This is a genomic window from Amycolatopsis sp. NPDC059235, assembly GCF_042754125.1.
In the GTDB taxonomy this organism is placed as follows: domain Bacteria; phylum Actinomycetota; class Actinomycetes; order Mycobacteriales; family Pseudonocardiaceae; genus Amycolatopsis; species Amycolatopsis albidoflava.
This window is the reverse complement of the sequence record NZ_JBHZAG010000059.1, coordinates 24767-47374: the sequence shown is the minus strand read 5'-3', so window position 1 is coordinate 47374 and position 22608 is coordinate 24767. Positions and strand designations below refer to the sequence as shown.

23 protein-coding genes are annotated in these 22608 nt (G+C 69.3%); 9 read left to right on the top strand and 14 right to left on the bottom strand.

The window, feature by feature from the left end; all coding sequences use genetic code 11:
- The first annotated feature begins 7 nt into the window (after nucleotides 1-7).
- Nucleotides 8-1324 (top strand): carboxylesterase/lipase family protein, encoded by a 1317-nt coding sequence (locus ACFXI3_RS31280; RefSeq protein ID WP_378404374.1) that lies wholly within the window; start codon nucleotides 8-10, stop codon nucleotides 1322-1324.
- A gap of 3 nt (nucleotides 1325-1327) precedes the next feature.
- On the opposite strand, the gene ACFXI3_RS31275 is transcribed toward ACFXI3_RS31280, so the two are convergent.
- Nucleotides 1328-2098, bottom strand: a complete 771-nt coding sequence (locus ACFXI3_RS31275; protein ID WP_378404372.1) for an AraC family transcriptional regulator — start codon at nucleotides 2096-2098, stop codon at nucleotides 1328-1330.
- A gap of 137 nt (nucleotides 2099-2235) precedes the next feature.
- Here ACFXI3_RS31275 and ACFXI3_RS31270 point away from each other — a divergent pair, with 137 nt between their 5' ends.
- Both ACFXI3_RS31270 and ACFXI3_RS31265 read left to right on the top strand, forming a co-directional pair.
- The gene (locus ACFXI3_RS31270; protein ID WP_378404370.1) at nucleotides 2236-2826 is read left to right on the top strand and encodes a nuclear transport factor 2 family protein; all 591 of its coding nucleotides are present in this window, start codon (nucleotides 2236-2238) and stop codon (nucleotides 2824-2826) included.
- Nucleotides 2823-3452, top strand: coding sequence for an O-methyltransferase (locus ACFXI3_RS31265; RefSeq protein ID WP_378404368.1), 630 nt, complete (start codon nucleotides 2823-2825; stop codon nucleotides 3450-3452). The genes ACFXI3_RS31270 and ACFXI3_RS31265 overlap by 4 nt, the downstream gene beginning before the upstream one ends.
- On the opposite strand, the gene ACFXI3_RS31260 is transcribed toward ACFXI3_RS31265, so the two are convergent.
- Nucleotides 3449-4030, bottom strand: a complete 582-nt coding sequence (locus tag ACFXI3_RS31260) for a hypothetical protein (protein ID WP_378404367.1) — start codon at nucleotides 4028-4030, stop codon at nucleotides 3449-3451. The genes ACFXI3_RS31265 and ACFXI3_RS31260 overlap by 4 nt on opposite strands.
- 170 nt (nucleotides 4031-4200) lie before the next feature.
- Between ACFXI3_RS31260 and ACFXI3_RS31255 the strand changes: the two genes are divergently transcribed.
- The gene (locus ACFXI3_RS31255; protein ID WP_378404365.1) at nucleotides 4201-5445 is read left to right on the top strand and encodes an MFS transporter; all 1245 of its coding nucleotides are present in this window, start codon (nucleotides 4201-4203) and stop codon (nucleotides 5443-5445) included.
- Complete coding sequence (locus ACFXI3_RS31250; RefSeq protein ID WP_378404363.1) at nucleotides 5442-6230, top strand: hypothetical protein; 789 nt, start codon at nucleotides 5442-5444, stop codon at nucleotides 6228-6230. The genes ACFXI3_RS31255 and ACFXI3_RS31250 overlap by 4 nt, the downstream gene beginning before the upstream one ends.
- A 3-nt stretch (nucleotides 6231-6233) precedes the next feature.
- On the opposite strand, the gene ACFXI3_RS31245 is transcribed toward ACFXI3_RS31250, so the two are convergent.
- Complete coding sequence (locus ACFXI3_RS31245; RefSeq protein WP_344286857.1) at nucleotides 6234-6632, bottom strand: PaaI family thioesterase; 399 nt, start codon at nucleotides 6630-6632, stop codon at nucleotides 6234-6236.
- Nucleotides 6633-6663: 31 nt separating this feature from the next.
- On the opposite strand from ACFXI3_RS31245, the gene ACFXI3_RS31240 reads away from it, so the two are divergent.
- Nucleotides 6664-7233: a TetR/AcrR family transcriptional regulator gene (locus ACFXI3_RS31240; RefSeq protein ID WP_378404361.1), complete on the top strand. Its 570-nt coding sequence runs from the start codon at nucleotides 6664-6666 to the stop codon at nucleotides 7231-7233.
- A gap of 4 nt (nucleotides 7234-7237) precedes the next feature.
- Here the strand turns inward: ACFXI3_RS31240 and ACFXI3_RS31235 are convergent, their stop codons facing one another.
- From ACFXI3_RS31235 to ACFXI3_RS31190, 10 genes are all read right to left on the bottom strand, one after another.
- Nucleotides 7238-7834: a TetR/AcrR family transcriptional regulator gene (locus ACFXI3_RS31235; RefSeq protein ID WP_378404359.1), complete on the bottom strand. Its 597-nt coding sequence runs from the start codon at nucleotides 7832-7834 to the stop codon at nucleotides 7238-7240.
- Between the two features lie 660 nt (nucleotides 7835-8494).
- On the bottom strand, nucleotides 8495-9520 hold the full coding sequence (locus tag ACFXI3_RS31230) for a LysR family transcriptional regulator (protein WP_344286850.1): 1026 nt from the start codon (nucleotides 9518-9520) through the stop codon (nucleotides 8495-8497).
- Between the two features lie 55 nt (nucleotides 9521-9575).
- Nucleotides 9576-10646 carry a hypothetical protein gene (locus ACFXI3_RS31225; protein ID WP_378404357.1) on the bottom strand — a complete coding sequence of 357 codons (1071 nt, stop codon included), beginning with the start codon at nucleotides 10644-10646 and terminating at the stop codon, nucleotides 9576-9578.
- Nucleotides 10647-10683: 37 nt separating this feature from the next.
- Nucleotides 10684-12384 (bottom strand): ABC transporter substrate-binding protein, encoded by a 1701-nt coding sequence (locus ACFXI3_RS31220; RefSeq protein WP_378404355.1) that lies wholly within the window; start codon nucleotides 12382-12384, stop codon nucleotides 10684-10686.
- Nucleotides 12381-13325 carry a LysR family transcriptional regulator gene (locus ACFXI3_RS31215; RefSeq protein WP_344286844.1) on the bottom strand — a complete coding sequence of 315 codons (945 nt, stop codon included), beginning with the start codon at nucleotides 13323-13325 and terminating at the stop codon, nucleotides 12381-12383. Before ACFXI3_RS31215 ends, ACFXI3_RS31220 begins: the two co-directional genes overlap by 4 nt.
- Entirely contained in the window at nucleotides 13318-14328 is a 1011-nt protein-coding gene (locus ACFXI3_RS31210; protein ID WP_378404353.1) for an ABC transporter ATP-binding protein, read from the bottom strand. Before ACFXI3_RS31210 ends, ACFXI3_RS31215 begins: the two co-directional genes overlap by 8 nt.
- Nucleotides 14328-15335 (bottom strand): ABC transporter ATP-binding protein, encoded by a 1008-nt coding sequence (locus ACFXI3_RS31205; RefSeq protein ID WP_378404351.1) that lies wholly within the window; start codon nucleotides 15333-15335, stop codon nucleotides 14328-14330. The genes ACFXI3_RS31210 and ACFXI3_RS31205 overlap by 1 nt, the downstream gene beginning before the upstream one ends.
- Nucleotides 15332-16297, bottom strand: coding sequence for an ABC transporter permease (locus ACFXI3_RS31200; protein ID WP_344286838.1), 966 nt, complete (start codon nucleotides 16295-16297; stop codon nucleotides 15332-15334). The genes ACFXI3_RS31205 and ACFXI3_RS31200 overlap by 4 nt, the downstream gene beginning before the upstream one ends.
- Nucleotides 16294-17334 (bottom strand): ABC transporter permease, encoded by a 1041-nt coding sequence (locus tag ACFXI3_RS31195; RefSeq protein ID WP_378404349.1) that lies wholly within the window; start codon nucleotides 17332-17334, stop codon nucleotides 16294-16296. The genes ACFXI3_RS31200 and ACFXI3_RS31195 overlap by 4 nt, the downstream gene beginning before the upstream one ends.
- Nucleotides 17335-17429: 95 nt before the next feature.
- Nucleotides 17430-18389, bottom strand: a complete 960-nt coding sequence (locus ACFXI3_RS31190; protein WP_378404347.1) for a GlxA family transcriptional regulator — start codon at nucleotides 18387-18389, stop codon at nucleotides 17430-17432.
- Between the two features lie 121 nt (nucleotides 18390-18510).
- Here ACFXI3_RS31190 and ACFXI3_RS31185 point away from each other — a divergent pair, with 121 nt between their 5' ends.
- From ACFXI3_RS31185 to ACFXI3_RS31175, 3 genes are read left to right on the top strand one after another with little or no spacing between them, the layout of a single operon-like run.
- A complete protein-coding gene (locus ACFXI3_RS31185; protein ID WP_378404345.1) occupies nucleotides 18511-19191 on the top strand; it encodes a DJ-1/PfpI family protein in 681 nt (226 codons plus the stop codon).
- Complete coding sequence (locus ACFXI3_RS31180; RefSeq protein ID WP_378404343.1) at nucleotides 19188-19643, top strand: DUF2269 family protein; 456 nt, start codon at nucleotides 19188-19190, stop codon at nucleotides 19641-19643. Before ACFXI3_RS31185 ends, ACFXI3_RS31180 begins: the two co-directional genes overlap by 4 nt.
- The gene (locus ACFXI3_RS31175) at nucleotides 19640-19921 is read left to right on the top strand and encodes a hypothetical protein (protein WP_344286828.1); all 282 of its coding nucleotides are present in this window, start codon (nucleotides 19640-19642) and stop codon (nucleotides 19919-19921) included. The genes ACFXI3_RS31180 and ACFXI3_RS31175 overlap by 4 nt, the downstream gene beginning before the upstream one ends.
- Here the strand turns inward: ACFXI3_RS31175 and ACFXI3_RS31170 are convergent.
- On the bottom strand, nucleotides 19887-22553 hold the full coding sequence (locus tag ACFXI3_RS31170) for an AAA family ATPase (protein ID WP_378404341.1): 2667 nt from the start codon (nucleotides 22551-22553) through the stop codon (nucleotides 19887-19889). The two genes, ACFXI3_RS31175 and ACFXI3_RS31170, sit on opposite strands and share 35 nt — an antisense overlap.
- Between the last annotated feature and the right edge of the window lie 55 nt (nucleotides 22554-22608).

Genomic DNA, 22608 nt, shown 5'->3' with positions numbered 1-22608 from the left:
GATTCTTATGTCTCAGCAGGAAAATCCGGTCGTCGAGACCGCGGCGGGCGCGGTCCGCGGCCAACGCGGCGCAGCGGGCGAGTCCTACCGGGCCATTCCCTACGCCGCCGCGCCGAGCGGGCCTGGCCGGTTCGCTCCGCCGGTGCCGCATCCGGGCTGGTCCGGAGTCCGCGACGGGACCCAGCCGTCGCCGACCGCGCCGCAGCCTGTCCGCGACTTCGGTCGCCTTGATATGAGCCCGTACTTCGGGCCGGGCTGGGTCCCTGGAACGGAATATCTGACGGTCGACGTTCGTACCCCGGCCGCGGACGCTGGAAACCGTCCGGTCATGGTTTTCGTGCACGGCGGCGGGTTCGTCACCGGGTCGACCCGCGCCGCGCTCTACGACGGCAGCGCCTTCGCCCGTGACGGCGTCGTCCTCGTGACGGTGAACTACCGGCTCGGCATTCCGGGTTTCCTTGCCCTGGAGGGAGCACCGGACAATCGCGGGCTGCTCGACGTCCTCGCCGCGCTCCGGTGGGTGCGCGATTCGATCGCCGCGTTCGGCGGGGATCCGGGAAATGTCACGGTGTTCGGGCAATCCGCGGGTGCGACGCTCACCGGTGCGCTGCTCGCGACTCCGGAGGCCAAGGGACTGTTCCGGCGCGCGATTGTCCAAAGTGGAAGCGGCACGGGTGCGTTCACTCCGGAGCAGGCGCGACGGGTCACGTCGGCTGCTGCTGCGGCGTTGGGCGTCGATCCGACTGCGGCGGCGTTCGCTGATGTCTCGGACGAGCGGTTCCTGGAGATCTTGCCCGCGCTGGCCGGGCTGGATCTGCGGACCGCCACCGCGGCGGATCCGCTCGCCGGGCTCAGTCTGTTCAGCCTGGTCCTGCCGGTGCAGCCCGCGGACAGCCTGGTCGGCGACGTCGACCTGCTGATCGGCACGAACGTCGAGGAGGGGCGGCTTTACCTGGTACCGCAGGGAAAACCGGACGACACCGCTGGCCAGCTGGGCGAGGCGCTGTTCGGGGCTGGCACCACTCGGATGGCGCGGGCGCACGCTGAGATCTCAACCGGCCGCACCTATGTCTATTCGTTCGGGTATCGCTCCACTGCGCTGGACGGACGGCTCGGCGCCGCGCACACCGTCGAGCTGCCGTTCGTCTTCGATCTCGCCGACGAGCCCTGGCTGCACGGTGACACTGGCCTGCTCGGTCCGGACGCCGCTCCGGCCGGCCTTGCGGCGGAGGTGCATGCCGCCTGGGTCGCGTTCGCGCGGGAGGGGAAGCCGGGCTGGGCAGCGTATGACCCGCAACGGCCTGAGGCGCATCGCTTCGGCTGAACGTTACCGGGTGGCTCGGAGCGCGGCCTGATAACTCCCTGGAGTCTGGCCGAGGATCGCGGCGAAGGTCTCGATGAAGCTGGTCGGATTGGCCCATCCGCACCGCAGCGCGGTGTCGGTCACCGAACGGCCCTGCCCGAGATGGACCAGCGCGTGCTGGATGCGCAGCTGCGAGCGCCATTGCGAGAAGCTCATCCCCAGTTCGCCGCGGAACAACCGGCTCAACGTTCGCTCGCTGGCCCCGACGGCCCGGCCGAGTTCGCCGAGCGTGGCGGATTCGGCCGGGTTCCCGCGCAGGAGATCGGTGACCGCACGGAGCCGGTCGTCGGCCGGTTCGGGCAGGTACACCGGCTGTTCGGGGAGTTCGGTCAGCTCGTCGACCAGCACCCGGAGCAGCCGATCCCCGACATCTGGGCGCAGGGTCGTGCCGCCGGTCAGCTTCAAGACCGCGGCGCGCAGCAGGGCGGACACGGTGAACACGGTCGGCGCGGAGGGCAGCTCGGCACACAGATCGGCGGGCACCTCCAGGATGCTGACCTCGGTCTCTCCGTAGGCGCGATGGCCGTGCTCGAAGCGAGGCGGCGTCCACGAGATGCGGTCCGCGGGCGCGACCCACGTGCCCCGTTCGGTGGTCGTAGCCAGCAGCCCGCTCGCCGCGTACAGCAGCTGTCCCCGCGCGTGCTGATGCGCGGCGACCCCTTCCCCGTGGGCCAGCGACCAGCGGCCCTGGATGGGATCGTCGCCCGACCAGCAGGAGTGGCGGCGGTTCGGCATCGGTTCCCAGGATACCGGAAAACTGCCCGCTGGTGATCTTGGCGGGATGCCGGTATCGGCTGTCCGGCGGGCGGTGGCAGCGGGTTCTCCGCCGGGCGATGCTGGCTGGACGAGCCTAGTTCCCTGGGAGATTCCTTGTGACGGAAGAAATCCGAGCCGCTGACCGGCAGGCGATCACCGACCTGATGACCGGCTGGATCCATCGCGACCGGGAGCACTGGGACGCGTTGGCGAGCCTGTTCCACGACGACGCGACCTTGACGATCCTGTGGTTTTCCGGCCCGGCCAAGGACTTTGTCGACGGATCACGGCGGATGAGCGGCGGCCCGTTGCGCAGCAAGCATTTCATCGGTGCGCCCGTCATCGAGGCCGCCGGTGATCGCGCCTTCGTGGAGACCAACGCGATGCTTGTCGCCGACCACCTCGAACTGGGGCTCGGCGTGACTGTCCACAACAGATTCCTCGACCGCGTCGAACGTCGTGACGGCAGGTGGCGCATCGTGCGCCGAGATTCCGTCTACGACATGGGCGGCTTCACTTATCCGTACGGAATCCGGCCCACTGGCGACCTCGACCCCCGGCGGCATCCGCGCGAGTACGCCGCGCTGGCCTATCTGCTGGAGCACAGCGGACATCAGGTGCCGGACACTTGCCCCACCCGCTTCAGCAAGCGCGAACAAGAGATCCTCGAAGAAGGCCACGCCTGGTTGACGGGAGTTTCCGCATGACCCACAGCCCGCTTCGCGATCCGCTCGTCAACGCTGTCATCGACAAGCTCGTTGCCGCGCAGCAATATCCAGCCGACGACCCGCGGTCCGGCCTCGAACGTGATCCGCACGAATACGGCGAATACGGCTTCTCGATCTCTCCGGAACAAGGCGACCTGATTTACCTTTTGTGCCGGGGAATCCGCGCCACCCGGACCGTCGAATTCGCCACCTCGGTGGGGATGTCGACGCTCTACGCCGCGGCCGCGGTGCGCGACAACGGCGGAGGCACGGTGATCGGCGCGGAGCTGGTCCCGGCCAAAATCGCTGCCGCGCGGCACAATCTCGCCGAGGCCGGGCTGGCCGGCTACGCCGAAATCCGCGAAGGCGACGCTCGGCTCACGCTGCGCGATCTCGGCGGCGAGGTCGACTTCGCGTTGATCGACGGATGGCTGGGCGCTGAACCGTCGCTGGCCCGCGAGGTCATCGAGTTCGTCGCGCCGCAAATCCGGATCGGCGGGTACGTCATGAACGACAACGCCGAACCCGATTTCCTGGACTACCTCCGCGATCCGGCCAACGGCTTCGTGTCGGTCTCGCTGCCCCTGCACGGCGGTACCGAACTGGGGGTCAAGGTCGGACCTTAACCGCCCTGCTCCACCGGACCGATCTCCAGCGGCGCGGCGCTCCCGCCGGTGAGGTGCTGCCGCTGCTGGGTGACGGCGTGGTCGAGTTGCCGCGCCAGGTGCGGGACGTTCGCCGAGGTCAGGTACGTCTCGGCACCGGCGTCGAGCAGACGCCGGACCGGCCCGTGGTAGCTGACGCCCAGCTCCGCGTCCTCGACCTCGGCGAGGACGACCCGGGCCTTCGGGAATTTCGCCCGGAGACCTCCGATCAGCTGCGGGCTGACCGGCGGCACGAGCAGGACGTCCGCGGTGGCCGGCGCCGAGTGCAGATCCAGCACGACGTAATCCGAACCGAGTTCGGCGGACAGCGACATCCGGGCCGAGGCCGACAGCTTCATCGCGGTGGCGACGACCGTGACGTCGTCGTAGTCCGTGCGCGGGGATTCGGGCCGGACGCCGGCGCCGGAGATCGTCGCGACCGGGTCGCCGTCCCTGGTGAGGACCAGGTTTTCGCCGGGTCTCAGTGCGTCGATGAGGGCCACGAGGTCCTCGGGCAGATGGCTGACGTCGATCTGCCGCGCGGCTCGTTCGCCGGTCATGACTGGCCCAGGCCCAGCGGCTCGAAGCGTACGGCGGGCGCAGGCTGTGGCGTCGTCATGGAACTCGATCATCCCACAAACGCGGTACCGCTGTCGGGTCCTTCGCGAAGCCACGGGTGATGGCGGTTTCTCGCCAGCGCTTCCCGTCCCGATCTTCCTACGCTCGGCCGGTGCATTCAGATATCACTCCGCGCCTTCACGGCTCGGTCGTCGGATTCATCTCGCTCGCCGCCGCACTGGGCACCGCGGCCATCTACCCGTTGCAGCCCGCGATCGCCGAGGTTGCCGGCGGCCTCGGCGCGTCGCTCGGCGCGGTCGGCGTCGCGCTCGCGTGCGGGCCGGTCGGGTACCTGTGCGGACTCGCCTTGCTGGTTCCGCTTGTCGACCAGTTCCCGCCGCGCTACGTCCTGTCCGCGCAGTTCGCCGCGCTCGCCGCCGCACTGGGGCTGAACGCGATCGTCGGACAGGTGTGGTTGCTCGGTCTGGTGCTCGGCGTGCTCGGCGCGTGCTCGTCAGTCGGCGCCGGCCTGAGTTCGGTGACTGCCCGGCTGTCGAGCCCGGACCGGCGCGCTACCGCGCTGGGGATCGTCACCGCTGGCATCTCAGCGGGAATCCTTGCCGGACGCATCGTCGGCGGCTGGCTGGCCGACCTGATCGGCTGGCGGGCGATGCTGGGCGTTTTCGCCGCCGGATGCGCGGTTGTCGCGGTGGCGGTACTGCTCGTGCTTCCGACGGTGGCCGGGGCGAACAATCGCGGCTACCTAGCCACTTTGCGCTCGATTCCCGGGCTGTACCTGCGATACTCCGCGCTTCGGCTCGCGGCGGTCCGGGGCACCCTCTGGTTCTTCGCGTTCTGCGCGGTGTGGTCCGGAATCGCGGTCGCGCTGTCGAAGCCGCCCTTTTCGTATTCCGCGGAACGCATCGGGCTGTACGCCTTCGCCGGAATCCTGGGAATGCTCGCGACGCGAATCGCCGGATCCTGGACTGATCGCGTGGGCGCGCGTCGGGTCATCCTCTGTGGACTGAGCCTCGCTGGCGTTGCGAGCGCGGCACTTGCCATCGCCTTGCCGAGCACTGTGTCGACGTTGATCTGCTTGGCTCTGTTTGACGCGGGTCTTTTCGCTGCTCAAGTCGCGAACCAGAGCACGGTGCTGGCAATCGAGCCCAGTGCGCCGGCGCGATTCAACAGCGCGTACATGGTCGTCTATTTCGCTGGTGGAAGCCTCGGCACCGCGTTCGGCGCGACGGCGGCCGAGCGGATCGGATGGCCGTTGACCGCACTCGTCACCGCTGCGGTGATCGCGGCCGCGGCTGCAGTCACCCTGCTTGCTCGTGCCCAGAACGCGGAACTGGGAACGCGCGCGACGCGTCGGAGGACCGTATCCGCAGCGCGCGTCGAAAGGACCCATCGGTGAACGACGACTGGCCCGAGCAGGCCGACGGCTGGGAACTCGCCCGGCACGATCGGGTCGAGTCCTACCGCAAACGCTTGGCCAACCAGGTCACGGTCGCCGCGACCTGGGACGAGGGGTTGGGCACCGGCCGGGTGGAGGCCTATGTCGAACCGGCCGGGATCGGGCGGACGCTGACCCAGAGCCGCAAGGACTTCCGGGACAAGGAAGCGTTCTGGACCGCCGCGTACTCCGTGGTCGAGATGGCGGCGAACCTGCCTTCGCTGGGGCAGGGCCACGAAAGCCCGGCCGAGCTGGTGTTGTTCGGCGACGTCGCGGGGACGGTCGAGGCCGAACCGGGCAGCGCCGGGGTTCCCGAAGCGGAGCTGACGTTCACGCTGGCCGACGGCCGCAGCGTGTGCCTGCGCCTGTCCGACGAGCAGGCGTTCGACCTGTGCCGCCGCATCGACCGGCTCGAAGACCATGTGTGGTCCGAGGAACGAGAGGACGACGCCTCGGAGCCCCTTCCGGAAACCGTCGCCGAGGTGCCGGATACCAGCGAGATCCAGTCGAGCCCGGACACCGGCCACGACGTGGTCACTCTCCTGGACACGCAGTTCGGGGTCGCCGAGGACCACCTCCTGGCCCACGTCGACTGGTCAGCGGTGATCGTCGTCGGCGAACCCGCGGTCAGCTCGCTGATCGAACGGAGCGCCGAGCTGACCACGGCACTGGGGCCGCGCTGGTATCCCACCGCTGTCGACCGTCCGGGGGAGCGGTGGGTCGTGCTGCGTCGCGCGCTGAGCTGACGGCTATTGGCCCGGACGGAGGTAGGTCAGGGTGTGGTGGGAGACCTGCCGTCCGGCGTCGTCGGTGACTGTCGCGGTGCCGTAGATCGTGCGGCGTCCGGTTCGGGTCAGGGTTGACTCGCAGGTGAGGTCGGATCGTGCGGCGCCGAGGAACGCGGTGGTCATGTTCACCGTGACGGCCGGCTCGTCGGGTCCGATGACGGAGAGGATCGCGATCCAGCAGGTGACGTCGGCGAGCGTCATGGCACATCCGCCCTGCAGGACGTCGCCGGGGCGGAAGAACTCCGGCCGGGCCGGCAGGGAGAGGGTCGCGACACCCGGGTCGACGGCCTTCACCGTGAAACCCCACCACGGCCCGAACGGGCTGCTGTCGATGATCTCCTGTGCCCGTACTGTGTCCACGTCCAGAAACATAACATGATTAGGTAAGTGGATGCGGCGAACGAACGAGGAACGCTCCCGGACCACCCGTCACGACCTCGTCGAGGCCGGGCGGCGGCTCTTCGCCGCGCAGGGGTATACGGGGACCTCGCTGGCCCAGATCGCCGCCGCGGCCGGGATCACCACGGGCGCGGTCTACCACCACTGGGAGAACAAGCAGGAGCTGTTCTGCGCTGTGGTCGAGCAGGTGCACGCCGATCTGCACCGGGTGCTGCGGTCTCGATCCGGCGCCGGAACGCCGTCCGACCGGCTCAAGGCGTCCGGCTCGATCTTCCTCCGCCGGTGTGCGGACCCGGCCGTGGGACGGATTCTTCTGGTCGACGGTCCGTCCGTGCTGGGCCAGGAACGGTGGCGAAACCTGGACGAACAGTGGTGGCGCGAGCCGACCATCGCACTGCTGCGCGAGGCGGGCAGCTCTGGCGGCGGTGTCGAAGAGTTGGCGGTCGCTTTGCTGGGGTCGCTCACCGCGCTGGGGCAGGAGATCGCGAACGATCCGGGTCCGGCGCGGATTCGCCGGTGCCAGCAGGCGTACCGGACGCTGGTGGACGCGGTATCAGGTTGAGCTCTCACGAAGCCGCGAAAAGGAGCGCGGTTTCCACCGCTTCCTCGGTGTGCGCGCTCACCGGCTCGCCTTGCCGCAGCGCGTCCTCGGCCAGTTTTTCCAGTCCTCCGAACAGAATCAGCGCGCGAACCCGGGACAGCGGAACGCCGCCGGATTCCCGGAACGCGGTGCCGGCCGAGACGGCGCGGACGACGTTGACGTAAGCGTCGTGGTTCAGGTCGGCGGTGATCGGGGCGTCCAGCAAGGGCACGTCGCGGATGTGGCTCAGCATGACAGCGGGCCGGGCGTCGACGACGCCGATCCACGCCGTGACGAGCTGGCGGATTTGCGTCTGCCAGGGCGCGGTGCGGTCGACCGAGGCGGCTACCTGCGCGGATCCCGTTTCGGCCGCTTCTGAGAGCAGGGCGAGCAGGCACGCTTCCTTGGAAGCGAAATGCTCGTAGAAGCCGCGGCGGGACGTGTGCGCCCGCCCGACGAGGTCGCCGATCGTGATCTTCGGGAACCGTTTCCGCGCCAGCAGCGACTCCAGCGCGCCGGTGAAGCGGCTCCGGTAGGCGCCGGGGCGCTCGACGGGCGTTTCCGGCTCTGCAGCGCGTGGCACCGCGCGGGTCCTTCCTGTCCGCGGTTATCCCGCGATTCTACCAGCCCCCGAGCGAGCGGTATTGCGAAACGGGCAGAGCTGTTCGGAAAATGACGGAAGGAAAGGATACGGCGGCATTCGGCGGCGCTGGTTGGTCTGGGTGGCTGCACCGGGTGCGACGATCCTGCCGTGGCTACGCCATCTCGGTGACGTCAGGGAAAGACGTTTGGCCGCTTGCGGGCACGTTCGGTAGCCTTTTGTTACAGCGTCAGATGGGGGAGTCGAGCGCTAGGGGGATTCAGGTGTTTTCACCGCTTTTCTTCGCGTCGCGCACGAGACGCGGCAGGTCTGTCGCTAAGTAGCTATCACCGCAGGTCGGCGAGTTCGCGACGACTGTCCGGCATTGCGGCGCGGGGTGTGCCTGAATGTGTTCGATCAGGTCGCGGAATGTCCCGATCGGGGGATCGGGAAAATAATGGGGAAATCATGGCAACGGGTCCGCTACCCGTATTACCGCCCCAACGCGTGATCATGTCCTGACGTCCCGGGCATGATCACCACGATGCGGCGCCGGGCCAACGGCGTCCCGGTGCCGCGTCTCCACTGCGGAAAGCATGGGTCAGTGGCGAGAGAGCTGTCCGTGCGACTTCTCTCCTTTTTGGAGGAAATCGGTAGCGGCGGTCACTGAAGCCGAAGCACCGCCTGTTCCACCGAAGCACACCCCGGCTCGTCGATCGGCGGCAGGATATCCGCCGGATCCGCGCACACCCCGCGGATCACGTCCGCCACTCGCAGCAGCAGTCCGAGGCGAGGATGATGCGGCGGCCAAGCTATTCCGATCTCCCGGGGCGACACGATCTCGCTCAACGAGAATCGCGTGACGCCGGGATGGCGTTGCCCGAGTGCCAGTTGCGGCACGATCGAGTATCCGACATCCGCGGCGACCAGTGGTTCCACGACGTGGATCTTGTCCGTGTCGAAGACCCAGTTCGGCTCGATGCCCTGGCGGCGGAGTTCGGCGGCGACCTCCAGTTGTTCGCTGGTCAGGCACACCATCGGCAGGCCGCGCAGGTCTGCCGGCCGGACGCGGGGCACCGAGGCCAGCGGGGCGTTTCGGGGGGCCAGCAGGATGAACGGGTCGCTGAACAGTTCCAGGCCGTGTGCTTCGCCGCTTTGCAGGGGGAAGATGACGAACGCGATGTCGATTTCGCCGAAGCGCAGCAATTCCTGCAGGCGGACGTCGTCGTCGACCTCGATGGGTTTGACGCGGCACGGGATGTGCTGCGTGCGCATCGCGGCCAGCACGAGCGGCATCACCCGCACCGCGACGCTCGAGAACACGCCGATCCGGACGGTCGGTTCGCGGCCGTCCCGCATGTCCTGGATGTGCCTCGTCGCGGTGCGGAGGATGACCTGCACTTGTTCGGCGGCGTTGACCAGCGCGATCCCGGCGTCGGTGAGCCGCACCTGCCGTTGCCCGGACATCCGGCGGACCAGCACGACGCCGAGGCGCCGTTCGATCGACGCGATGCGCTGGCTCACCGCGGGCTGGCTGCAGCCGAGCGCGACCGCGGCCGCCGCGAAGGAGCCCTCGTTGGCGACCGCGTAGAGCGCTCTCAGCTGCAGCAGCGTGAGGCGGCCGTTGTCGGACCAGATCGCGTCCAGCACAACCCGGCCGAGCCGGTTCCGTCGTTCCGCGCCGATCATGGGGCTGGCCTCCTTGCCGGGTGGCGCCGGGAAACTCAGGGTTCCCGAACAGGGTTCACCGGGTCCCTCCGGCGAGGCAGAACGCGGCGGCGAGATCGATCGTGGCGGCCAGGTCGGCCAGGTCCGCCACTTCGCCGGAGCTGTGCATGTGCCGGAGGGGGATGTTGATGACGCCGCAGCGGATGCCGGCGGCGACCGCTGCCATGGCGTCGGCGTCGGAACCGCTCTCGTCGCCGTAAGCCTCGATGGTGTAAGGGATTCCGAGCTCTTTGGCCAGCAGGCGCAAGCTGCGCGCCATGGGTTCGTCGGTGACGGCGCCTCGGCCGATCGCCGGGCCGGAGCCGAGCCGGTGGTCGCCGGTTTTGCGTTCGACGCCGTCTTCCGGGATGTCGCTGGCGAAAGTCGTGTCGATCGCGAGCGCGAAATTCGGTTCCGTCGCGTAGACCGCGCCCATCGCGCCGTGGTAACTCGTTTCCTCGCGCACGCTCGCGACCACGGAGATCTCGGCGGTGACCGACGCCTCGGCTGCCGCGCGAGCCGCTTCGAGGACGGCCAGCGCGCCGAGCCGGTTGTCCAGCGCCGGGGCGGCGATCCGGCCGTTGAGCAGGTCGACCGGAGCCGAACCGAACACCACCGGGTCGCCGACCGTGATCACCGATTGGGCGTCGGCCCGGCTGGTGGCTCCGATGTCGATCCACAGATCGGCCATTTTCGGCGTCGAATCGCCGTCGTTCAAATGCGGCGGCGCGGTTCCGATCACGCCCGGCACCCGGCCGTCCTCGGCGAGGACCACGACGTGCTGGCCGTACAGGATCGCGGCGTCCCAGCAGCCGATGCTGACGGCCCACAGCCGTCCGGCCTCGTCGATGTGGCTGACGCTCAGCCCGATCTCGTCGATGTGCCCGATCAGCGTGATCCGCGGCGTGCTGCCCGGGTTCAGCACCGCGTGCCCGCTGCCGAGCGGATCGACGTGCACGTCCGCGAATTCCCCCGCCAATTCGACCCAGGCGCGCACCGGTTCTTCCTCGTAGCCGGACGGCCCGCGCGCGGCGAGCAGCGGCAGGAGACGCCGGCGCAACGTCGCGGCGTCGGGCGAGTATCGCGAGGAACCGTAGGGGTTCGGCATGCTGCTCCTTTTCCGGGGCAAGGGTTTCGGGGAGAGATCAGCGCAGCCAGGCGACGCCGGGCAGGAATCCGAACTGGCCGCTGAACCGGTAATTGCCGAGCCGCGCCGAGGTGAAATCGATCCACTTCGGCACGTACATGGACACCCACGGGGCCTGGTCGGTGACCGCGCGGTCCACCTTGGCCCACAGCGCGTTCGCGGCGTCGGGGTCTGTGTTGGCCAGCCGCAGGGCTTCGGTCATCCGGGCGTCGATGGCCGGATCGCAGAAGCCGCCGATGTTCGGGCTCGCGTCCGAATTCGGCACGAACGCGGCGCACGAGGTCAGCACTTTCAGGAAATCGCTGGCCGCCGGATAGTCCTGCGACCAGTCGGTCAAGGCGGCTTCGACGTGATTTCCGGAATTCTGGACAAAGGGAAACTGCAATCCCTCGTCCATCGGTTTCAGTGTGGCACGGTACCCTAAATCGGTCAACAGCGTCTGCATGTATTCGCCCATCGCGATATGCATCCGGTTGTTTCCGGGAACCACCGAAACCGCGGCTCCGGCGGTGCCGGATTCGGCGACCAGGCGTTTCGCCTTCGCGAGGTCCGGGCCGCGCCACGGCCCGAGGCCGTTCGGGGCGGGGTTGCTCGTCCACGGGCAATACTGCTGGTATCCGGGAAGGCTCGGCACCAGGACCTGGCAGGTCGGGACGGCCAGTCCCGGGCCGCCCGCCTGCAGCACCGCCGAGTTCCGGTCGAACGCGTAATTCACCGCCTGCCTGGCCTTGAGATTGTCGAACGGCGGAATCCGCGTGTTCAGCGCCCAATACCAGACGTGTCCGAGCTGGTCGATGTGCAATTGCTTCGGATGGTCGACGCTGACCTCGTTCAGCCGGTCCGGCGGAATCGAGTCGACCGCGAGATCGGCCTGCCCGTTGATCACCGCGGTGACCTGGTCGGTCGGTTCGAGGCCGAATTTCTGCACGATCTGGTCCGGATATCCCTCGGGTGCGGCCAGCGGCGACCAGGAGCGGAAGTACGGATTGCGTTTCATCACGACGCGGTCGGTCGGATCGTAGCTCGCCCAGTAGTACGGCCCGGTCGAGCGCAGTTTCGACACGTCCGAGCCGACGTCCGCGGGCGGGGTGTCCGCGGGCAGGATCGACGCCAGCGGCTGGCCGAGCTGCTGCGGGAACTCGGGATCCGGTTCGGTGAGGGTGAAAGCGATCTTATTGGCCGCTTCGTCGATCGCGATGCCTTTCGACAGGTCGCAGGTTTCCGGGGTGTCGAGGCATTCCTTCGCACCGGCGAGGACGTCGAACTGCGAGGACGTCGTCGGCCCGTGCACCTTGAACATCCGCTCGAAGGACGCTTTGACGTCCGTCGGCCGGACCTCGCGCCCGTCGCTGAACCGGATCCCGGACCGCAGCGTGAACGTCCACTTGAGACCGCCGTCCGTCGGTTTCGGGATTTCGGTCACCAGATCCGGGGCCACGTGCTGGCCGGTTTCCGGACCGGACTTGGTGAACGCGGTGAGACCGTCGTAGGTCGCGGTGAAGAGAGTCCACGACGACGTCGAGAAATTGACCATCGGATCGGCGGTGCCGACGTTGCCCGACGACAGCATGACCTCGATCCCGCCCTGATGCCCGTGATCGCCGGGCGCGACCGACGCCAGGTCCAGCGTGTCGTCCACCGCGCAGCCGCTCGCGGCGAGGAGCACCAAGGACGCGAGCACCGCTGGAATCCGCCTCATCGCGCCATCCCCTCGCCGTCGACCGGCGGCAGGATCTCCGCCGAGCGGGAGCACACCCTCTGGATGATGTCGATGACCCCGCGAATGAACGCCAGCCTCGGGTGATAGCGCCGCCAGGCGATGCCAACGGTTCGCGCCGGGACAGTGCCGGCGAGGGAAATCCTTCGTACGCCTGGGGTTCGGCCGCCGAGGGTGAGCCGGGGCACCGCACCGTAGCCGAGGCCGGCGGCGACCATCGCCTCGACGGCGTGGTTGGTTTCCATCTCCAGCACCCAGTTCAGCTCCGCGCCCACCGACGCGGCCCAGGCTTCCATCGGGTCGCGCTGGCCGCGCAGGCCGATCAACGGCAGCCCGGCGAGCCGGCCGGGCGAGACCCGCTCCGCGCCGGCGGGCGCGAGCAGCACGAACGGATCGGTGAGGAGTTCCGCGGTGAGCAGCGCCGGATCGGTGATCGGCAGTTTCACGAACGCGAGATCGATGTCGCCGTTGCGCACCAGCCGGGATACTTCAGCTTGCTGGTCCAGCTCTACCAATTCGATCCGGTAGTCGACGGGCTGGCGCCGCAGCGCCGCCATCATCGGCGGGATCACCCGCTCGCTCGCGCTGGTGAACAACCCGATCCGGACGGTCGCGTTCAGGCCCTTGCGAATCGTCTCGACCTGGCTGACCGCGACCGACAGGATCCCGCCGACCTGTTCCGCGGCGGCGACCAGGGTGTCGCCCGCTTCGGTCAGCGACACCCGGCGCTGCTGCCGGGACCGGTGCACCAACAGGACGCCGAGCCCGCGTTCGAGGCTCGCGACCCGCTGGCTGACCGCGGACTGGGTGCAGCCGAGCGCGGTCGCGGCCCCGGCGAACGAGCCGGTCGCGGAGATCGCGATCAGCGCCGCGAGCTGCGGGAGCGTCGGACGGGCGGACTGGTCGGTGTCGGCGCTAGTCATCGCGAGCGGCCTTCGGTCCGGCCGGCGCCACCTGGACCGCCGGCTCGAGCGGATGGTGACAGGCGACCTCGTGACCGGCGTTTTCCCTGGTCAGCACCGGTTCGGTCGTGCGGCACACGCTGGTGGCGCGCGGGCAGCGCGGGTGGAACCGGCAGCCGCTGGGCGGGTCGAGCGGGCTGGGCACGTCCCCGGCGAGCGTGGTGTCCCGCCAGTCCGCGCCCGCCGCCGGATCCGGGATCGGCACCGAAGCCAGCAGCGCCGCGGTGTAAGGATGGCGCGGCGCGGCGAAGATCTGGCGAACCGGTGCCTCTTCGACGATCCGGCCGAGGTACATCACCGCGACCCGGTCGGAGGCGTGCCGGACGACGCCGAGGTCGTGCGCGATGAACACGTAGGTGAGCCCGAGCCGTTCCTTGAGATCGTCGAACAGGTTCAGGATCTGCGCCTGCACCGAGACGTCCAAAGCGGACACTGGCTCGTCGGCGACGACCACGCGCGGCCGCAGCGCCAGCGCTCGCGCGATCACCGCGCGCTGGCGTTGCCCGCCGGACAGCTCGTGCGGGAACCGGTCGGCGAGTTCGGCGGAAAGCCCGGTCAGGACAAGGAGTTCGGCGATGTCCGCCCGGCTCGCCGGTTGGCGGTGCACGCGCAATGGTTCGGCGATCGAATCGCCGATCCGGCGACGCGGATTGAGGCTGGCGTACGGATCCTGGAAGATCATCTGCACCGACCGGCGGACCGGACGCAGCCCGCGCCGGCCCGTTCGGCTGATCTCCGCGCCGTCGAAGGTGATCGACCCGCTGCTCGGCTGGTACAGCCGGACCAGGCAGCGGCCGAGGGTCGACTTGCCGCAGCCGGATTCCCCGACGAGACCGAGCGTTTCGCCGCCTCGCACGGACAGCGAGACGCCGTCGACGGCGCGCAGCCGTCCGGGACGGCCCAGCCGATTTCGCCGCACCGGGAACCATTTGACCAGGTCTGTCGTGCTCAGGAGGGCAGCCATCAGGCGGTTCTCTTTTCGTCCGGGGTCGACGCGTGCCGCAGCAGGCAGGCGTCGAAATGCTCCTGGGCCGAAGGAAGCAGAACCGGCCGTTGTTCGAGGCAAACCGCTTCCGCGTCAGGACATCGCGGCGCGAACGCACAACCCGGCCCGAGGTCGGCGGCCAGCGGCGGCAGGCCCTCGATGGAGGGCAGCCGAGCGGGGCGGGGCACGTCGAGCCGGGGAATCGAACCGAGCAGCCCGACGGTGTAGGGATGCTGCGGCCGGGCGAACAACTGCGCGGTCGGCGCTTGCTCGACGATCCGCCCGGCGTACATCACCTGCACCCGCGACGCGATCCCGGCGAGCACGCCGAGGTCGTGCGTGATCAGGATGACGCTGGTGCCGGTGCGGGCGCTCAGGTCCCGGATGATGCGCAGGATCTGCGCCTGCACCGAGACGTCCAGCGCGGTGGTCGGCTCGTCGGCGATCAGGACGTCGGGTTCGCAGGACAGCGCCATCGCGATCATCACCCGCTGCCGCATGCCGCCGGAGAACTGGTGCGGATAGTCCCGCGCGCGGGTGCCCGGGCTCGGAATGCCGACCGTCTCGAGCAGTTCGACCGCCCGGCGGCGGGCGGCTCGCATGCCGACCCGGCGGTGCTGGCGGATCTGTTCGGCGATCTGCCATCCCACGCGGTACACCGGGTTCAGCGAGGTCATCGGATCCTGGAAGATCATCGCGATCTTGTCGCCCCGGTAGTCGCGCATGTTCTTCGCGGGCAGGGCGAGGAGATCCTGGCCGTCGAACAGCACCCGGCCGCTGACGACCGCGTTGCCGTCGCGGATCAGGCCGAGCAGCGCGAGCATCGAGACCGACTTGCCGGAACCGGATTCGCCGACCACGCCGAGGGTTTCGCCCGCGCGCAGTTCGAACGACACGTCGTCCACCACCCGCACCAAGCCGCCGCGCGTGCGGAACTCCACGGTCAGGCCTTCTGCGCACAGGACTTTCTCGGGCAAGGTCGTCATCGCACTCGGATCCTCGGGTCAAGGGCGGCGTAGCCGAGGTCGACCAGGAGGTTCACCAGTACGACGGTGAAGGCGCCGTACAGCGTCACCGCCATCAGCACCGGCAGGTCGAATCGGCTGAGCGAGTGGAAGGTGAGGTTGCCGACCCCGGGCAGGCCGAACACCTGCTCGGTGAGCACCGCGGCCCCGCCGAGCATGGCCCCCAGGTCGAGGCCGAACAGGCTGACGAACGGGATCAGCGAGTTCCGCAGCACGTGCCGCAGCAGCACCCGGGATTCGGAAAGCCCCTTCGCCCGCGCGGTGAGCACGAAATCGGACCGGTCGACCTCGATCAGATCGGCCCGCAGCACGCGCGCGTACAGCCCGGCGGTGCCGATCGCCAGCGTGATCCACGGGAACAGCAGCTGCTCGAACCACTTCAGCGGGTTGACGTTGATCGGCGTGTAGCCGAGTTCCGGCAGCCAGCTGAACAGGCTGTTGTGCCAGGAGCCCTGGGTGAGCATGTTGACGACGCCGCCGAGCCAGTACACCGGAAGCGACATGCCGACGAGGCCCAGGCCCATCAGCAGCGGATCGACCGCGCGGCCCCGGAACACCGCGGCAAGCGTGCCCGCGCCGAGCGCGAGCAGCAGCCAGATCACCGCGGCCCCGCCGACCAGCGACAGCGTGACCGGGATCGTCTTGGCCACCCGGGACAGCACCGGGCCGCGATCGGTGTAGGACACCAGGTCCCGGTCGACGACCAGGCGTTTCATCATGGCGAAGTACTGCTCCGGCAACGGTTTGTCGAGGCCGAAGTCGGTCCGGATCTGCGCGATCACCTGCGGGGTCGCCTGTTTGCCCGCGATCTGCCGCGCCGGGTCGACACCCGGGGTCTTGAAGAAGATCAGGAACACCAGGACGCTCACCGCGATCAGCACGCCGGCCGCGGAGAACACCCGGCGCACGACGTAGCCGATCACCGGGCACGCATCCGGAGTTCGGCCTTCGGGTCGAAGGCGTCCCGGATCGCGTCGCCGAGGATGTTCAGCACGCACACGGTGATCGCGAGCAGCGCGCCGGGCACGATCGCCATCAGCGGCCGGTTGCGCAGCAGTTGCGTGCCGTCCTCGATGATCGTGCCCCAGCTCGCGGCGGGCGGATGCACGCCGATGCCGAGGAACGACAGCCCGGACTCCAGCAGCATCGCGGTCGCCACCATCAGCGGGAACAGCACGATCACCCGGGACAGCACGTTCGGCAGGATTTCCCGGCGGATGATCCGGCCGTGCCCGGCGCCGTAGGACGTCGCCGCGCCGACGTAGTCCGCGGCGCGCACGGACAGCACCGCGCCGCGCACCGGCCGCGCGACATAAGGCACGTAGACCACCCCGATAATCAGGACCGGCAATGCGAGACTGCCGGAACTGACCCGGACGAAACCGAGGCTGATCCCGGACGCGAAGCTGATCGCGGAAATCGAGATCGCCAGCATCAGCACCGGAAACGCCCAGACGACGTCCAGGATCCTGGACAGCACGCCGTCGACGGCGCCGCCGACGTACCCGGCGATCAGCCCCACCACGAGGCCTCCGGCGCAGGCGACGAGCCCGGCGAGCACGCCGATCACGAGGGTGTTCCGGCCGCCGTACAGGATCCGCGCGGCGACATCGCGGCCGTCCCCGTCCGCGCCGAGCAGGAAATGCGCCTCGCCGGTCGGCCCGAGCGGAAGCACGCCCACGCCCTTGGGCGCTGGTTGCAGCAGCGGCAGCACGGTTCCGTCGTCGAGCACGGTGGTGCCGACCGGGTTGGCCACGAACGGATCAGTGCAGGAAACGTGGCTGGCGTACAGCGGCGCGAGCAGGCACAGCACCACGATCACCGCGAGGACCGCTGCCGACACCATGACCCGGGAATTGCCGAGCAGCGCCCGCAGGCCGCGCCGCCACGGCCCGCCGCCGGACTCCGGTTCTGCTCGCGGGCCGACGAGCGCCGGCTGCGCAGGACGGGGCTCGGTCACCTGGCCACCCCCTCGGATTCGCCGCCTGTGGGCAAAAGCTAGAGAAGGTTCACGTTTTTCGGCAAGAAGACCGGCATCGCATTCGATAAGACGGACTAATCAGCTGACCGATGCGTTCCCGGCCGGAACACTTTCCGGTAAGCGCCGGGCGGCACGCCGACGACCTGGCCGAACTGGGAACGGAAGTTGCTCGTCGTGGGAAACCCGGTCTGCGCGGCGATCCGGTCGACGGTGTGGTCGGTGGTTTCGAGCAGTTCCTGCGCCTGCCGCAGGCGCACCCCGGCCACCCATTGCATGGGGCTTTGCCCGGTTTCGTCCTTGAATCGCCTGGTCAGCGTGCGGACGCTCAGCCCGGCCGCGGCGGCGATGTCCGCGAGCGAGAGGTCCCGGTACGCGTTTTCCTCGATCCACGCCACGACCTGGTCGAGCGCGGTCGCGCGGCGGGGCGCGCGGTTGCGGACGATGTATTGCGCCTGTCCGCCGGGGCGGTGCAATGGCGCGACGGCGAGGCGCGCGGCATCGGCGGCGACAGCGGTTCCGTAATCGTTCTGGACGATGTGCAGGCACAGATCAATTCCGGCGACGGCACCCGCGGAAGTGAGGATTTTCCCGTTGTCGGTGTAAAGCACGTCGGGATTCAAGCGCACGGCCGGGTAGGTGCGCGCGAATTCGTCGGCGGCGAGCCAATGCGTTGTCGCCTCCCGGCCGTCGAGCAATCCCGCTTCGGCGAGCGTGAATGCCCCGACGCAGATCGACGCGATTCGCGTGCCTCGGCCGGCGGCGGCCCGCAATGCCTCGAGGACGGCGGGCGGGGCAGGCGCCAGGGGGTTCTCCCGTCCGGGCACCACGATGAGGTCGGCGCGCTGGAGGGCGTCCAAGCCCTCGTCGATCGTCAGCCGCAGCGGGCCGGCGCTGATCGCACGCTCCGGACCGGCGACGACGGTCCGGTACCCCGGGCGGCCGTCCGGGAGTCGGACGCGCCCGAAGGTCTCGATAGGCGTGGCCAGATCAAAAGGGATCGTGTCCGGGAGCGCGAGCACTGCCGTGGTGTGCATCCCTGCAGGGTAAGGCATCTGGGGTGTGGCCAGATACAGGTGAAAGGTGTCCAGATAGCCATTGTGAAGATCATCGCGGAGGGCTTCGATGGACAAAGGCGTCCATCGGAAGGAACAGCTCATGCTCCGTGCTCAGTTCGTGCTCTTCGACGGGTTCGACCCGCTCGACACCATCGCGCCGTTCGAGGTGTTGTCGGCGGGAAGCGACTTCCTCGGCGGCAAGCTCGCCGTGGAGCTCGTGAGCGCGGACGGTCCCGGCGTCGTGCGCTCCGGCGTCCCCGGGCTCACCCTGACCGCGACCGCCGCGTTCGCCCCGGACGCGCCCGGCTACGTCCTCGTCCCCGGAGCCGCCGGGCCGATGGACGGCGACCCGGACGTCGAAACCATTCCGGTGCTGTTGTCGCGTTTCGCGTCCGGGGACGCGATGCCGTTGCTGCGGCGCGCGTTCGACAATCCGGACAGCACGGTCGTGACCATCTGCGGGGGTTCGCTCGCGCTGGCGATGGCCGGGCTGCTCGAAGGCCGCACCGCGACGACGCATGTGCTCGGTGTGGACCTGCTCGGCGCCGCCGGAGTGAACGCCGTCCGCGCCCGCGTCGTGGACGACGGCGACCTCATCAGCGGCGGCGGCGTGACGTCGGGCCTCGACGTGGCTCTGTACGTGCTGGAGCGCGATTTCGGTTCGCACGCCGCGCGTGCCGTCGAGGAGCTTTTTGAATACGAACGCCGTGGCACCACCTGGAAATCCGATGCCGGGCGGATTTCGCACACGAGCGTGATCGGGGAGCGGATCTCCTCGTGAACGCTTTCCTGTTGTCGATTCACGTACTGGCGGCCATTCTCGCCATCGGCCCGGTCGCCGTCGCCGCGAGCATGTTCACGAGTGCCGCCCGGCTCGCCTCCGACGATCCGAAAAAGGCTGTGACACTGCAGGTTCTGCACCGGACGACCCGCGTCTACGCGGTGATCGGGGTGCTGGTTCCGGTCTTCGGTCTCGCGACCGGAGCGCGGATGGGAGTGCTGGGGGACACCTGGCTGATCGTGTCGCTGATTCTCACTGTCGCGGCCGCCGGAATCCTGGTCGGCTTCATCCTGCCGGGCCAGAAACGCGTCGTCGACGCACTCGGGTCCGAACAAAAGTCGGTCAGTTCAGCTCGCCTGGGAATGACGACCGGCATTTTCAACCTGCTGTGGGCAGTGGTGGTCGTGCTGATGATCTACCGTCCCGGCTCGACGACAGGAGTCGGATTGTGAGTCCGCGGCGGATTCTGGACATCCTCGGCGCGGTGGAATTGGCGACGCTCGTGCTGATGCTGGGAAATATCGTGACCGTGCACCAGCCGGAGGTCTCGCGGGTGCTGGGCCCGGTGCACGGTTTGGCTTACACCGCAACGGTGATCGCCGCTGTCCTGCTCATGGGCGGCCGTCATCGGATCTGGCTGCTGGCACTGATTCCCGGAATCGGCGGTCTTTTGGCGGCTCGGGCCGCTTCGCCGCCTAGCTCGCGTCGCGAAGATCAGGCATATCTCTGAGCTGCCTCCGTGACGTGATGCCGAGCTTGCGAAAGATATTGCGAAGATGCGCGTCCACCGTCCGAGGGCTGAGGAACAGCCGTGTAGCCACCTCCTTGGACGTCGCCCCGGCAGCCACCTCGCGCGCGATGTGCATCTCCTGCATGGTCAACCGGTCGTAGGTGTGCGAGGACCGGCTGCGCGCCACCTCTCCGGTAGCGCGCAGTTCGTCGGCGGCCCGTCGGGTGAACGCCTCCAGCCCGATCTTCGACAACTGTTCGTGCGCCGTCCGCAGCTGCTCGCGCGCGTCACGACGACGGCCCGCGCGGCGCAGCCATTCCCCGTACCGCAGGTGTGCCCGCGCGACCTGCACGGAAAGCGGACTGTCCGTGAGATACGAGAGCGCCGCCAGATAGCCCTCTTCCGTGTCGTCGACCATCGCCCGCGCGCCCGCCGCGACGCCGAGCGCGAAGCTGGTGCCAGCGGGTTCCGTGCGCTCGACCAGCGCTTCCAGAGCTGACCGGGCGACGGCGTCCTCTCCGCACCGGACGGCGGCCTCGATCTGCTCGGGCAGCGCGATGCCGGTGAGGAAGAGGTCACCGCTCGCGACGGCCTGCGTGGCAGCTTCGAGAGCGGCCGGGTAGTCGCCAAGTCCGTTGTGCAGCACGGCCATCGACCAGTGGGCGTTCGCGGTCAGCTGCCCGGTGCGTCGGCTCGTGACCTCGGCGAACAGGTCGAGCACCTCCTGCTTGCGCCCGCGCATCGCGGCGAGGTGCACCCGCGGGTAGAGCTGCGGCGGATCGCCGAGAGCGTCGGCGATGGCTTCCTCCTCGGCGATCGCGGCCATCGCCTGCCCGAAGTTTCCGGTGAGCACCGCGTACACCGCCGCCTGCGAGAGACCGAGCCGGACAGTCATCGGCGATCCCGTCGACTGTCCGGTCCGCGTCAGCCAGTCGATGATCGTCCGGTGCAGGTCGAGGTCCCACAGTTCGCCCGCGAGCACGGTGGCCAGGGCGGGCGTGCGGGTCCAGCCTTCGTCGGCGCCGGTGAGGACCTGCCGGATCGCCGGCACGCCGACCCGGTGTCCCTCGGTGGTCAAGCGCACCAGCGCGGTCAGGAGGTCCGGCGGCCCGGACGGGGGCGCGGCGGCGAGCACGCGGTCCAGCACGCCCGCGGCCCTCCCGACGACCAGCCCCATCTCCAGCGCCGCCACCAGGAACTCGCGCGACCGTTCCGGATCGCTGTCCGCGAGCTGCCGCGCGGCTTGCAGAATGATTTCCGGACCGCGGACAGCCCCGTCCGCGCCTTGGACGAAGGCGATCTGCCCGCGCAACAGGTCGACCGAGGCGTGCTGCGGGATCCCCAGGGGCGAGGTATCGATGCTGGTCAGCAGGTCTGCCGCCGCTTCGGTCCGGCCTGCCGCGAGCGTCGCCCGCGCGGCTGCCAGCGTGCGTTCGACCTGCTTGCCGGGGTCGAGCGACAGCGCGGCGGCGCGCTCGAGGAACGCGGCGGCGGCCGCCACACCACCACGGGCTTGCGCGCGGGACGCCGACAGCTCCAGTTCCGCCGCGACGTCTTCGTCCGGCCCGGAGGTGGCCTGCGCCCGGTGCCAAGCGCGGCGGTCGCCAGCGGTGTCCGGATCGGTGGCGTCGGCGAGCGCTCGGTGCGCCGTCTGCCGCTGTTTTGGCTCAGCCGCGCGGTAAGCGGCCGAGCGCGCCAGCGGATGACTGAAGCGGGCCCGGGTGTCGAACTGGATCAACCCCGACGCTTCAGCCGCGGCGCTCGCGGTGGGCACATCGAGGTCCAGCTGTCGCGCGGCTGTCCACAGGAGGCTCGGGTCGCCGGTGGGATCGGCGCTCGCGAGGATCAGCAGCTCCCGGGCGTCCGCGGGCAGGTCCGCCATTCTGGCGAGGAAACTCCGCTCGATCCGGCTCGCGATCGGCGACGGCGTCGGAAGCGCGAAACCGCCGGCTTTGGGCAGTTCGATGAGGGCCAGCGGGTTGCCGCGGGCTTCGGCGAGCAGGCGGTCGCGCACCCGCTCGTCCAGCGTCACGGTCTTCTCCCCGGCCAGCAGCTCGCGTGCCTGCGCGTCGCTCAGGCCGCCGACGGTCAGCCCGGGCAGTTCGTCGAGCCCGGGGACCGGATCCTGGTCGCGGGCGGCGAACACCATCGCGATCGGCTCGGCCGAAATGCGCCGGGCCAGGAACGTCAGCGCCCGCGCCGACGCGGCGTCCAGCCAGTGCGCGTCGTCGATCACGCACAGCATCGGACGTTCCGCGGCTGCGGTGGCCAGCAGTTCGAGCGCGGCGAGCCCGACGCGGAACGGGTCGGGCGCGCCGTCGGCCAGGCCGAAGGCGACCAGGAGGGAATCGCGGTAGGGAATCGAGAGGGTGTCGAGGTGCGCCAGCACCGGAACGCACAGCTGGTGCAGCGCCGCGAACGGCATCTCGCCCTCGAACTCCGACCCGGACGCGCGGATCCGCTGAAACCGCTCCGCGGCGTGTTCGACGTGGTCCAGCAGCGCGCTCTTGCCGATCCCCGGCTCGCCGCGGAGGACGAGCACCCCGCCCTCGCCCCGCTCCGCGGCCTGGACCAGCGCGAGCAGGCGCTCGATCTCGTCGTGCCGGCCGATGAGGGAGGACGTCGTGGGCATGGTCCGAACCTTAGGGCAGCCGCCGCGGGCGAGATAGGTGATTGTCACCGACGCG

Coding starts and splice junctions, on each gene's coding strand:
- ACFXI3_RS31230 (WP_344286850.1), bottom strand. CDS start 9,520: ATGATCGGCGCGGAACGACGGAACCGGCTCGGCCGGGTTGTGCTGGAC.
- ACFXI3_RS31265 (WP_378404368.1), top strand. CDS start 2,823: ATGACCCACAGCCCGCTTCGCGATCCGCTCGTCAACGCTGTCATCGAC.
- ACFXI3_RS31185 (WP_378404345.1), top strand. CDS start 18,511: ATGCTCCGTGCTCAGTTCGTGCTCTTCGACGGGTTCGACCCGCTCGAC.
- ACFXI3_RS31260 (WP_378404367.1), bottom strand. CDS start 4,030: ATGACCGGCGAACGAGCCGCGCGGCAGATCGACGTCAGCCATCTGCCC.
- ACFXI3_RS31275 (WP_378404372.1), bottom strand. CDS start 2,098: ATGCCGAACCGCCGCCACTCCTGCTGGTCGGGCGACGATCCCATCCAG.
- ACFXI3_RS31220 (WP_378404355.1), bottom strand. CDS start 12,384: ATGAGGCGGATTCCAGCGGTGCTCGCGTCCTTGGTGCTCCTCGCCGCG.
- ACFXI3_RS31210 (WP_378404353.1), bottom strand. CDS start 14,328: ATGGCTGCCCTCCTGAGCACGACAGACCTGGTCAAATGGTTCCCGGTG.
- ACFXI3_RS31205 (WP_378404351.1), bottom strand. CDS start 15,335: ATGACGACCTTGCCCGAGAAAGTCCTGTGCGCAGAAGGCCTGACCGTG.
- ACFXI3_RS31280 (WP_378404374.1), top strand. CDS start 8: ATGTCTCAGCAGGAAAATCCGGTCGTCGAGACCGCGGCGGGCGCGGTC.
- ACFXI3_RS31170 (WP_378404341.1), bottom strand. CDS start 22,553: ATGCCCACGACGTCCTCCCTCATCGGCCGGCACGACGAGATCGAGCGC.
- ACFXI3_RS31225 (WP_378404357.1), bottom strand. CDS start 10,646: ATGCCGAACCCCTACGGTTCCTCGCGATACTCGCCCGACGCCGCGACG.
- ACFXI3_RS31190 (WP_378404347.1), bottom strand. CDS start 18,389: ATGCACACCACGGCAGTGCTCGCGCTCCCGGACACGATCCCTTTTGAT.
- ACFXI3_RS31240 (WP_378404361.1), top strand. CDS start 6,664: ATGCGGCGAACGAACGAGGAACGCTCCCGGACCACCCGTCACGACCTC.
- ACFXI3_RS31215 (WP_344286844.1), bottom strand. CDS start 13,325: ATGACTAGCGCCGACACCGACCAGTCCGCCCGTCCGACGCTCCCGCAG.